The sequence below is a fragment of the Streptomyces sp. MUM 2J genome, assembly GCF_022414535.1.
Taxonomy (GTDB): Bacteria; Actinomycetota; Actinomycetes; order Streptomycetales; family Streptomycetaceae; genus Streptomyces.
In genome coordinates, this window is the sequence record NZ_JADWYM010000012.1 from 81832 (window position 1) to 93440 (window position 11609).

General features: G+C 76.2%; 9 protein-coding genes. 5 read left to right on the top strand and 4 right to left on the bottom strand.

Annotated elements, in window-relative coordinates; genetic code table 11:
- Positions 1-48: 48 nt before the first annotated feature.
- From I3F54_RS13500 to I3F54_RS13515, 4 genes are read right to left on the bottom strand one after another with little or no spacing between them, the layout of a single operon-like run.
- Positions 49-1062, bottom strand: coding sequence for a DUF5914 domain-containing protein (locus I3F54_RS13500; RefSeq protein ID WP_240118959.1), 1014 nt, complete (start codon positions 1060-1062; stop codon positions 49-51).
- A complete protein-coding gene (locus tag I3F54_RS13505; RefSeq protein ID WP_240118960.1) occupies positions 1059-2084 on the bottom strand; it encodes a phytoene/squalene synthase family protein in 1026 nt (341 codons plus the stop codon). The genes I3F54_RS13500 and I3F54_RS13505 overlap by 4 nt, the downstream gene beginning before the upstream one ends.
- Entirely contained in the window at positions 2081-3631 is a 1551-nt protein-coding gene (locus I3F54_RS13510) for a phytoene desaturase (RefSeq protein ID WP_240118961.1), read from the bottom strand. The genes I3F54_RS13505 and I3F54_RS13510 overlap by 4 nt, the downstream gene beginning before the upstream one ends.
- The gene (locus I3F54_RS13515; RefSeq protein WP_240118962.1) at positions 3628-4974 is read right to left on the bottom strand and encodes a polyprenyl synthetase family protein; all 1347 of its coding nucleotides are present in this window, start codon (positions 4972-4974) and stop codon (positions 3628-3630) included. Before I3F54_RS13515 ends, I3F54_RS13510 begins: the two co-directional genes overlap by 4 nt.
- Before the next feature lie 382 nt (positions 4975-5356).
- Between I3F54_RS13515 and I3F54_RS13520 the strand changes: the two genes are divergently transcribed.
- From I3F54_RS13520 to I3F54_RS13540, 5 genes are all read left to right on the top strand, one after another.
- Complete coding sequence (locus tag I3F54_RS13520) at positions 5357-6544, top strand: lycopene cyclase family protein (RefSeq protein ID WP_240118963.1); 1188 nt, start codon at positions 5357-5359, stop codon at positions 6542-6544.
- Between the two features lie 32 nt (positions 6545-6576).
- Positions 6577-7305, top strand: coding sequence for a class I SAM-dependent methyltransferase (locus I3F54_RS13525; protein WP_240118964.1), 729 nt, complete (start codon positions 6577-6579; stop codon positions 7303-7305).
- A 59-nt stretch (positions 7306-7364) separates the two neighbouring features.
- Positions 7365-8861 carry an FAD-dependent oxidoreductase gene (locus tag I3F54_RS13530; protein WP_240119018.1) on the top strand — a complete coding sequence of 499 codons (1497 nt, stop codon included), beginning with the start codon at positions 7365-7367 and terminating at the stop codon, positions 8859-8861.
- 106 nt (positions 8862-8967) lie between these two features.
- Positions 8968-9879, top strand: a complete 912-nt coding sequence (locus I3F54_RS13535; protein ID WP_240118965.1) for an oxygenase MpaB family protein — start codon at positions 8968-8970, stop codon at positions 9877-9879.
- A gap of 429 nt (positions 9880-10308) precedes the next feature.
- Entirely contained in the window at positions 10309-11568 is a 1260-nt protein-coding gene (locus tag I3F54_RS13540) for an NAD(P)/FAD-dependent oxidoreductase (protein WP_240118966.1), read from the top strand.
- The last annotated feature ends 41 nt before the right edge of the window (positions 11569-11609 follow it).

Genomic DNA, 11609 nt, shown 5'->3' on the forward strand with positions numbered 1-11609 from the left:
GGACGGGGACGGCGCGGGGCGCGCCCGCCGTCCCCGGCTGCCGTGGGGTCAGCCGGGGAACCCTCCCGTGGACCTGAGCCGCCACCGCCGTTCCGCGTAGGCCAGGTCGTCGCGCCACAGACGCGACGCCGCGGTGCGCATCAGCGGGCGCACCAGGGGCGCGGCCCTGCGGGCGACAGCGAATCCGGGGCGGTCGGAGGCCGCCACCACCGCTTCGACGACGGCCGTCCGCGGGCGGCCCCGTTCGTCCGGTCCCAGGGGCGTGGCGTGGGTCTCGACGACGGAGCCCCGCCCCTCCCCCTCGGTGATGTGCATGACGACCGTGCGGGGTTCGGGGGCGGTGAAGACGGCGCGGACCGGGACGACGAGCCTGCCCGCCACCTTGAAGGAGACGTCGACGGTGAAGCCGTCGTCGGTGTCCCCGGGACTCCTGGGGGTGTCCACCACCGTGAGGTCGACGAACGAGTACGGGTGGAACCAGGCGCCGTGCCAGGGATCGAGACGGTTGGCGACGACGTCCTCGGGCTCGCAGACACCGGTGCCCACGTAGACCGATGCCACGGAACGGGCCGGGTCCGGCCGCCGCGGGACGACCGGGGCGTCCAGCGGCGGTTCCGCGCCGGCGCCGTCCAGCCGTACCCAGAGCAGCACGCCGTCGTCGTGGACGGGCAGCGGCTCCCAGCCCGCGAACGGGGTGCCGTTCAGGGCGAGTCCGTGCCAGTGGCAGACCAGGGTGCCGCAGCGGACCGGGCTGTCGGCCAGGGGGGCGCCCAGGTGCGGGCAGACCCCGGGCCCGGCGAGCGGTCGGCCGTCGGGGCCGCGCCAGACGACCACCTCCCGTCCGGCCACCGTCCGCGCCAGCGGCCGGGCCTCGCGCAGGGTGCGGGAGGCGCCGACGACGAACCAGTTGCCGGAGGGGCGGGCCTGGGCCCGCTTCAGCGCCTGCGCGATCACCGCGGGTTTCGCGTCGCGCCAGGTGGGCTGCTGGCGTTCCCAGGGGACCGGACGCCTGCGCAGGGAGAGCGGAAGGCGGCGGCGCCGGTCGGGCGGAGCGGGGCTCACGCGGCCTCCCCGGGGGAGGTCCGGTTCGCGGGACCGGAGGCGACGGGCCGGGGTTCGGGTCCGTTCGGCGCGGCGTCCGGGGCGGTCCGCCCGTGGCGGAGCCGTGCGACGGCCACCCGGGCGAGGCCGTCCGCGGCGACCGCCGCCCGGCGCCTGCGGGGCACCGCAGCGCGGCGGTGCAGGACGGCGTACCCGTCGCGGGCGACGGCGTCCAGGATGCCGCCGTAGAGCACGTGGGCGGTGCGGATGCAGGGACGTGCGACCGGGTCGAGCAGGGCGATCCCGGGTGCCGCCTGACGGTAGACGTCGCGGGTGAGCGCCTCGAACTCCTTCAGGGCGGCCGTGACCCGGGGGTCGGCGCGGCCGGTGTTCCGGCACCGGTGCAGCAGGTCCCGGTCGACGCCGTGGCCGGCGAGCAGGTCGGCGGGGACGTACACGCGGCCGCGGTCGAGGTCCTCGCCGACGTCCCGCAGGAAGTTGGTGAGCTGGAACGCCACGCCGAGGGCTGCGGCGTACGGGGCGGCCTCCTCCCTCGGGACCACCGTGCCCAGCACGGGCAGCATCTGCAGGCCGATCACCGCCGCCGAGCCGTGCATGTAGCGCCGCAGGTCGGCGTAGGTCGGGTAGTCGGTCACCACCAGGTCCGCACGCATCGCCGTCATGAAGTCGCGGAAGTGGTCGTGCGGGATGGCGTACCGGCGCGCGGTGTCGGCGACGGCCTGCACCACCGGTTCGCTGCTGTGTCCGCGGTGCAGGCCGTCCTCGAGGCGTTCCTGGAGCCGGACGAGGGCCGTGCCGCGGTCGGCGGTGCGGTCGCCGGGGGCGAGGGAGTCGACGATGTCGTCGGCCCAGCGGGCGAAGCCGTACAGGGCGTGGACGGCGGGCCGGCGCTCTACGGGCAGCAGCCGGGTGGCGAGGAAGTACGTCTTGCCGTGCCGGGCGTTGAGGGTGCGGCAGTGCCGGTAGGCGGCGCGCAGCGCGGGGTCGGTGATCCGGGCCGCGTCGAGTTCCCGTTCGCTCATGGGGTGACCTCCTCCTGCACGGGGGTCCGCTCGGGGCGGGGGCGGGGGCGGGCGGTGGCGCGGGTGGGCAGCCCGGTGATGCGCGCGGCGGCGAGCTTGCCCGACACCAGCACCGTGGGAACGCCGACGCCGGGGGTGGTCCCGCAGCCGGCGAGCACGGCGTTCTCCGTGCCGCGGACCAGGTTGCGGGGCCGGAACGGGCCGGTCTGGGCGAACGTGTGGGCCGCGGAGAACGGTGTGCCGGCGGCGTGTCCCCGGTCGTGCCAGTCGGCGGGTGTGACCAGGCATTCCTCCTCGATGGCGGAGGCGATGCCGTCGAGGCCGCGGCGTTGCAGTTCGCGCAGGATCGTGTCGCGGTAGCGCGGGCCCAGGTCGCCCCACTCGGCGGCGCTCGGGCCGATGTCGGTGTTGGGGCACGGGGCGAGGATGTAGTGCAGGTGCCGGCCGGGGGGCGCGAGCCCGGGGTCGGTGGCGGTGGGCCGGGTGATGAGCAGGGAGGGATCGCTCATCAGCCGTCCGCTGCGGGTGAGTTCGTCGAAGGTGGAACGCCAGGCCGCGCCGAAGGAGAGGGTGTGGTGGGCGAGTTGGGGCCAGGTGCGGTCGGTGCCGGCGTGCAGCACCACGGCGGACGGAGCGTGCCGGAGCCTCATCGGCCTGTGCGGCCGGTGGCCGAGGAGCCGGTAGGCGGCGGGCAGGTCGGGGGTGAGGACGACCGCGTCGCAGGGGATGCGTTCCTGGTCGGTGACGACGGCCGTGACCCGCTCGCCGGAGCGTTCGAGGCGGGTCACCCGGTGGCCGAGCCGCAGGTCGGCGCCCGCGTCGGTGGCGGCGTCGGCCATGGCCTGCGGCAGGGCGTGCATGCCTCCACGCGGGAAGTACACGCCGGCGACGGTGTCCATGTAGGCGATGACGGCGTACGCGGCGAGGGCGCGGGCCGGTGGGACACCCGCGTACAGGGACTGGAAGGAGAAGACGCGGCGCAGCCTCCCGTCGCTCAGGAATCCGCCGATCCGGGCGTCGAGCCGGCCGAGGCCGCCGAGCGCCGCGAGCCGGGCGAGGTCGGGGGTGAGCAGGTCGAGCGGGGAGTCGAAGTTGGCGTCGATGAAGCGGCGCATCTGGACCTGGTAGAGCTTCTCCAGCCAGGCGCGCAGCCGCCGGTAGCCGGCGGCGTCGGCCGGTCCTGCGAAACGTTCGACCTCGGCGGTCATCGCGTCGGCGTCGGTGTGGACGTCGAGGGCGCTTCCGTCGGCGAAGCAGGCCCGGTAGGCGGGGTGGAGGGGGATGAGGTCGACGCGTCGGCGCAGGCTGTCGCCGACCGCGGCGAAGGCCTCGTCGGCGAGGTCGGGCATGGTCAGCACGGTGGGTCCGGTGTCGATCCGGTAGCCGCCCAGGGCGCGGTGCCCGGCCCTGCCACCCGGGAGGGCGTCGCGCTCGACCACGGTGACACGGCGTCCGGCGCCCAGCAGGTGGAGGGCGGACGACAGTCCGGCCAGTCCGGCGCCGACCACCACGACGTGGTCGGTGCGTCCGGGCAGTGTGCGGCTCATCCTCGGCTCTCCTCTGCGCAGGCGGTCCGCGGCACGGATGCGGGGGTGCCCGGTGCGGGGCGGGGTCCGCAGGCGGTGCTGGCGGCTGCCGCGGCGCCGAGCATCGTGCGCAGCCTGGGGCCGGTGTCCGGGTCGAGGACGGCACCGTCGAAGTGGCGCAGCCCCTGCGCGACGAGCCGGTCGATCTTCGTCTCGACGGTGGCGCGGGCGCCCGTGCCGGTCAGCACGTCCCGTACGTCGTCGAGGTCCGCGAGGGTGAGGCCGGTGTTCCCGAGGCAGCGGTCGAGCACGCCGAGGGCGGCGCGGTCCCCGGCGGCCTCGGCGCGGGCGCGGGCCAGGGCGACCAGGTAGGTGGGCTTGCCCTCGCGGATGTCGCCGCCGCAGGTCTTGCCCGTCCGGCAGGGATCGCCGAAGAGGTCGTCGAGGTCGTCCCGGAGCTGGAAGGCCATGCCGACGCACCTGCCGGCCGAGCAGAGCCGCTTGAGGGTGGCGTCGTCCGCGCCGGCCAGGGCGGCGCCCAGGGCGAGAGGGCGTTCCACCGAGTACAGGGCGCTCTTCAGACAGGCGGCACGCAGGGCGCGCGGCATGGACAGGGCGCCCGTGGTCTGGCCCTGGACGTCGAGGTACTGGCCGGCGACCATCTCCGTGCGCATGTCGCTCCACAGGCGGCGCACCACGATCGCGGTCCAGGCGGGCAGCGGGGTCTCGGCCACCAGGTCGTCGGCCCAGGCGAGGGCGAGGTCGCCGGCGAGGATCGCGGCCGATTCCCCGAAGCGGCCGACGCGGTCGGGCGGTGCGTGGTCGGCGTACTGCACGCGGACGTCCGCGTGCAGTGAGGGCCGGCCCCGGCGCAGGGACGAGCGGTCCATCACGTCGTCGTGGACGAGCGCGCAGGTCTGGAGGAGTTCGAGCGCCGCGCCGGTCCGCAGGGCGGCCGTGACCGCCGCCGGGTCCGATCCGCCGCAGGCCCGCAGGGACCACCACAGCAGCTGGGCCCGGACGCGTTTGCCGCCCTCCTGGGTGAAGCGCGCGACCCGGTCGGCCAGGTCCCTCGCGAACAGCGGATCGACCAGGCCGGCGCGGGCCAGGCGGTCGGCCAGCACATGCTCCAGCATGCGGCCGACGGCGGCGGGCACGTCGGCGTCGACGGTGTGCGCGTCGCCCAGGACCGCGGGCAGCGGGCCGTCCCGGCGGAGCGCGTCCGTGGCGACGGCCGCGGGGCCGTGGTCGACGTCGGCGGACGGTCCGTCGGGTCGCGCCCGGGCGGGCGATCCCGACACGGGGACCAGGCGTGGCACGGGCGGCATGGCCGCCGGGTATTCCTTCGCCTGTGTGGGCCGCATCCCGGTTCCTCTCGTCGTGGTTCTCGGTGTCTTTCGTCACCCGTCTGCTTCGGCGCGGGGGGCGTGTACGGATGCGGGGCGGTACCGGGCCTCGGTCGTGCCGGGCCGGCCGGTCGTCGGGGGCCCGTCCTCCGGGTGCGCCGCCCGGTCCGTCCCTTCCCGGTTCCGGTCCGCGGGTTCCGCACCGGGCGCCGCTCTTCCTCCGTCCGTGTCACGCGCCTGCGTCCGCCTTGCTGCATCTGCCGTCCCTCTCCCGCCCTGCTGCATCCGCCGGGGCCCGCGGCGGGGAAGCATGGCGTGCGGTGTGGGAACGGGAACCCGCCGTCGGCGCCGGCGCCGACGGCGGCTGCGCCGACCAGGGTCGGACACGGAGGGAGGCGGCGTGCCGGAGACCGAGGTGGCCGTGGTGGGTGCGGGAGCCGCGGGGCTGTCCCTGGCGCATCGGCTGGCCGATCGTGTGCCCGGCACGCGAACGCCGTCCGTGGTCCTGGTGGACGCTCCCCCCGGCCCCCTGCGGCCACCTCCGCGGACCTGGTGCTTCTGGGAGGCGGGACGCGGCCGTTTCGACGCGGCGGTGCGGGCGGACTGGGGGCGGCTGCGGGTGCACCCGCCGGTGGGTGCACCCGTCGAGGGCGCCATCGCGCCCCTGCGCTACAAGATGATCCGTTCCGACGACTTCACGTGCCTGGTGGAACGGGACCTGGGGCGCAGTCCCCACGTGCGGCGGGTGGAGGCGGTCGTGGAGACGGTGGAGGACGTCGCGGGGGGCGCCCGTGTGCACATGAAGGACGCCGACGGACGGTCACGTGTGCTCAGCGCCCGCTGGGTCTTCGACTCCCGCCCGCTGGGCAGCCTGCCGGCCGCCCGGACGACGCTGCTGCAGCACTTCCACGGCTGGTTCGTACGCACGGCCCGGCCGGCGTTCGAGCCGGGCACGGCGGAGCTGATGGACTTCCGCACGCCGCAGCCCGCCCACGGCCTGTCCTTCGGGTACGTGCTGCCGCTCGGCGCCCACGAGGCGCTGGTCGAGTACACCGAGTTCTCGGCGCGCACGCTCACCGCGAGCGGCTACGACACAGCTGTGCGGCAGTACGCCGAGGAGGTGCTGCGGCTGGGTGCGGTCCGGACCCTGGCGACGGAGACCGGGGTGATCCCGATGACGGACGCGCCGGTACCGCGGCAAGTGGGGGCCTCGGTCTTCCGCATCGGTGCCGCGGGCGGGGCGACGCGCCCCGCAACCGGATACACCTTCGCCGGCGTGCAGCGGCAGACGCGGGCCGTGGCCGCCGCCCTGCGCCGGGGGCGGCGGCCGGTGCCGCCCGCCGTCCACTCCGCACGGTCGCGTGCCATGGACGCCGTACTGCTGCGGGCGCTGGACAGCGGACGGGTCGACGGCCCGGCGCTGTTCTCGCGGCTGTTCGCGGAGGTGCCCCTGGCACAGCTGCTCCGCTTCCTCGACGGGCGCACCCGCCTGTGGGAGGACCTCTCCATCGGCGTGCGCACCCCGGTCGGGCCGATGCTGCGGTCCGCGGTGGAGCTGCCCGGGCTGCCGCGCCGCCCCTTCGACTGATCCGCCCCGTCCCTTCGTCTCCGGGAGACCGCATGACCCTGCTGCGCGACGAGGATCTCGCCGCCGCGTTCGACCACGCGTCCCGCAGTTACGACGCGCTGGTGGCCGTCAACCCCGGCTACCACGCCCACCTGCGCCGCTCGGTGCGCCGCCTGGGGCTTCCCGGGCACGGCGCGGGCTTGCGGCTGCTGGATCTCGGCTGCGGCACCGGAGCCTCGACCGCGGCGCTGCGGGCGGTCCTGCCGGGCGCGGACATCACGGCCGTGGACGCGTCCGCGGGCATGCTGGGGCGAGCCGCCGCCAAGCCCTGGGCGGACGGGGTGAGGTTCGTCCACGCGCCGGCGGAGCGTCTGCGGGAAGCCGGTGTACGCGGGCCGTTCGACGCGGTCTTCGCCGCCTATCTGTTCCGCAACGTCACCGACCCCGATGCCGTGCTCACCACGGTGCACGAGCTGTTGCGGCCCGGTGGGCGGCTGGGCGTGCACGAGTACGCCCTCAGCGGGCGGAGCACGGACCGGGCCGTGTGGACGCTGGTCTGCCGGGGGGTGGTGCAGCCCGTCGCGGCCGTCCTCGGGGACGGTGCGCTCTACCGTCATCTGTGGCGCAGCGTCGTGGCGTTCGACACCGCCGGGCGTTTCGCGGGCCGGGTCCGCGCGGCCGGCTTCCGCGGGGTCAGGGCCCTGCCGTTGCCGGGCTGGCAGACGGGCATCACGCACACGTTCGTCGCCCGCCGGGCGACCACCGACGAGGAGGCCGGGTGACGGGCTCCTCCTCGTCCCGCCGGGACGGTGCACGCCGGGGCCGGGACCGGCGGGCCCGGATGCTGCCCGCCCGGCCCGGCGCGCCGCGCGTCGGCGGCACCCGGCCGTCGGTCGGCGTGGTCGGCGGCGGCATCGCGGGGCTGGCCGCGGCGACCGCGCTCGCGGAGCGGGGAGTGGCGGTCACGCTGTACGAACGGCAGCCGTACCTCGGTGGGCGCGTCGGGGGGTGGCCGACCACGCTCCGGGACGGCACCGCCGTCACGATGAGCCGGGGATTCCACGCGTTCTTCCGGCAGTACTACAACCTGCGGGGCCTGCTCCGGCGCACCGATCCCGCCTTGGAGGGGCTGACCGGCCTGCCGGACTACCCGCTGCTGCACGGCAGCGGGCTGTGCGACAGCTTCCGGCACGTGCCGCGCACCCCGCCGTGGAGCGCGCTCGGCTTCGTCGCGCTCAGCCGCTCCTTCGGACTGCGCGACCTGCGCGCCATGGATCCGGTGGCCGCGCTCGCGCTGCTCGACGTGCGGGTGCCGGAGATCTACGAGCAGCTGGACGGCACCAGTGCAAAGGACTTCCTGGACGCGGTCCGCTTCCCCGAACGCGCCCGCCACCTGGCGTTCGAGGTGTTCTCCCGGAGCTTCTTCGCCGATCCCGGGCAGCTGTCGGCGGCGGAGATGGCTCTGATGTTCCACATCTACTTCCTCGGCTCCGCCGAGGGCCTGCTGTTCGACGTGCCCCGCGCCCCTTTCCCCACAGCCCTGTGGGACCCGCTGGCCGGCTACCTGGCCGGACACGGCGCCGACCTGCGCACCGGCACGGCCGTCGAGCACGTCGCGCCGGTCTCCGGGGGCCAGGTCGTCGCCACCGACCGCGACGAGCGACGCCACGACGGCGTGGTCCTCGCCCTGGACGCCGCGGGGCTGCGCGCCCTGGTCGCCGGCTCCGGGCAGCTGGGCGACGGCCCGTGGCGCGAGCGGATCGCGCGGCTGCGCACGGCACCGCCGTTCCTGGTCAGCCGCCTGTGGCTGGACCGGCCGGTCGCGCGGGACCGGCCGGGCTTCCTCGGCACCAGCGGGTTCGGCACCCTGGACAACATCAGCGTCCTGGAGCGCTGGGAGGACGAGGCGTCCCGCTGGGCCGCGCGCACCGGGGGCTCGGTGGTGGAGCTGCACGCGTACGCCGTACCGCCGGAGGCGTCCCGCGACGTCGAGGAGAAGCGCCTGCTGGACCAGTTGCGCCACGTCTACCCGGAGACCAGGACGGCCACGGTCGTCGACGCCCGGCACGAGTGGCGCGGCGACTGCCCCCTGTTCCCGGTGGGCGGCTTCGCCGGCCGGCCGACCGTGCGCACCCCCGACCCGGCGGTGGTCCTGGCCGGCGATCTGGTCCGCGCGGACCTGCCGGTGGCCCTGATGGAGCGCGCGGCGACCACCGGGTTCCTCGCCGCGAACGCGCTGCTGGAGCGGTGGGGCGTGCGGGGACAGACCCTGTGGACGGTGCCGGACCGGGGCCGCGGCGCCGTCCTGCGCGGGCTGGCCGGGTGGGCGGGCCGGTGACCACCGCGGCCACAAGGTGGTCACGGGCCTGTCCCGGTCGGAACCGGGTGGCGCACCATGGGAACGGCACGGCCCTGTCGCGGCCCGGCGAGCAAGGAGGCGGCCGATGGCACTCTTCCCGGACCTCGCGCCCTTGCGCGAGGCCGTCGGCGAGGCGATCTTCTCCCGGGTGGCGGGGCCGGAGGGCCCGACGAACCGCGCGCACATCCACGGGGCACCGGGACCGCGCTGGTTCGCCGCCGACCGGCCCGTGCGCCGGGTGCACGGTGACGCCTCGATGTTCATCGGCGGTCTGTCGGCCCTGCTGCTGCAGTCGCTGCACCCGCTGGCCATGGCCGCCGTGGCCACGCACTCGGGATTCCGCGGCGACCCCTGGGGGCGGCTGCAGCGCACCAGCACCTTCCTCGCCGTCACCACCTACGGGCCCGCCGACAGCGCCCAGGAGGCCTGCGACCGGGTACGGGCCGTCCATGCACGGGTGCGCGGCACGACCGCGGAGGGCCGGGCATACGCCGCCGCCGACCCGCATCTGCTGTGCTGGGTGCACATCGCCGAGGTCGACAGCTTCCTCCGTGCCCACCAGCGCTACGGCGCCCGGCCGCTGGACGACGCGGGCTGCGACGGCTACGTCGCCGACATGGCGCACATCGCCCGTGCGCTCGGTGTGCCGGACCCACCCACCGACCGAGCGGCACTCGGTAGGCGGCTGGCCGCCTACCGCGGCGAGCTGCGGGCGACGCCCGAGGCCCGCGCCACGGCCAGGTACCTGCTGCTGCGCCCGCCGGTGCCGTTGCTCGCCCGCCTGCCGTACGGGGCCGTGGCCGCGAACGCCGTGGCAATGCTGCCGTCCTGGGCGGCCCGGGAGCTGTGGCTGCCGCGGCTGCCGGTGGCCGACCGGCTCTGCGTGCGCCCGCTCGGCACGGTGGTGACGGCGGGAATCCGGTGGGCGATGGCTCCGGCCCGGAACACCGTCCCCGCCGCGGGCGCCGCGGAACGCGAGGGTCGGGACGCCGGCTGAGACGGGACCTCCGGTGCATCGCCCCGGCCCTGGTGGCGCCGGCCTTCTCGCCGGTCACTCTCACGGGGCTGCCGGCCATGGGTCGACTCGGCTCTCCGCCCCGTCGCCCGGGCGCCCGCCCCGAACGGAACCGAGCGGCTCCTGCTCCGCGAGCCCGGGACCGCGCGACGTTCGTCGAGCTGCTCGCCTCACCGCAGGTGCACACGGGAACCCGACTCGGAACGCCGTCGCAGCCGGGTGGCCCCCGCCTGCCCGGAGCGGCTGCTGTCACGAAAGGGCCGGCCGGGCGTCACCGGGTGGCCGCGCGACACGCGTCGCCCGGCTGCATCCGCGGGCCCGGTGCGCCGGGAAGACTGGGGGCAGGTGCGCGCCGGAGGCCGCCGTCGCTCGCGACCGTGGTGCCGGCCCGGAGGTGGGAGAGGTGGTCGTGTGTCCCCTGCCCGGGACGCGACGGACGTGCTCGTCGTCGGGGCCGGTGTGGCCGGTCTGGCCTGTGCGCGTGATCTGCTGGCGGCCGGTGTGGACGTGCGGGTCGTGGAGGCCTCGGACGCGGTCGGCGGCCGGATGCGCACCGACCGCGTGGACGGGTTCGTCGTCGATCGCGGCTTCCAGGTCTTCAACACGTCCTATCCGCAGGTCCGGCGGCGGCTGACGCTGCGGGACCTCCGGCTGCGCCCGTTCACCCCGGGCGTGCTCGTCCACGCGGAGTCGGGGCGGATGCGCTTCAGCGATCCGACGCGGCGCCCCGGCGCTCTGCCGGAACTGCTGCCGGGCCGTCTCGCCGGGCCCCGCGACCTGCTCGCCCTCGGGCTGCTGTCGGGCCGCGACATGCTCGCGCCGCCGCGGTGGCTGAAGGCGGCGGGTGACACCACCACGCGGACCGCGCTGGCCGACGCCGGGTTCTCCGACGCGTTCGTCCAGCGGTTCTTCCGGCCGTTCCTGTCGGGCGTCTTCCTGGAGGACGAACTGGAGACCTCCGGCCGCTTCTTCCACCTGGTGTGGCGGAGCATGCTGCGCGGCACCCTCTGCCTGCCCGGGGACGGCGTCGGGGCCGTCCCGCGTGCGCTGGCCGCCGCCCTGCCCAAGGGGACCGTGCGTCTGGAGACACCGGTGGAGCGCCTGACGCCGGACGGCGCCCTGACCGCCAACGGCCGGGAGCTGCCCGCCCGTACCGTGGTGGTGGCGACGGGACCGGGACCGGTCGCCGGGCTGCTGCCCGGGGTGGCGGTTCCGGCCTACCGCGTGGTGACCACGTACTACCACGTCGCCGAGCGGTCCCCGCTGGGCGAGCCGACCCTGCTGGTCGACACCCGGCGCCGCTTCCTCAACACGTGTGTCCTGAGCGAGGTGGTGCGCGGTCACGCCCCGCCCGGTCACGCGCTGGTGGCCACGTCGGTCCTGGGCCACGACACCGAGGGCCGGGAGCGCGTGGTGCGCGGTGCGGTCGGGGAGGCGTACGGCACCGGCACGGACTCCTGGGACCTGCTGACAGTCCGTACGGTCACCGACGCGCTGCCCGCCATGCCTCCGCCCCAGCCGCTCAGCCGGACGACCCGGGTGGGCCCCGGACGCCACGTGTGCGGGGACCACCGGGCCACCGGCTCGGTGCAGGGCGCGATGGCCTCGGGGGCGCGCGCCGCACGCGAGGTGCTGCGGGACCTGGGGCGCGGACCGCGGGCCGTCCCGTGAGCGGGCGCGGGGCGCAGCGCCGCCGGGCCACGTCGCCGTGG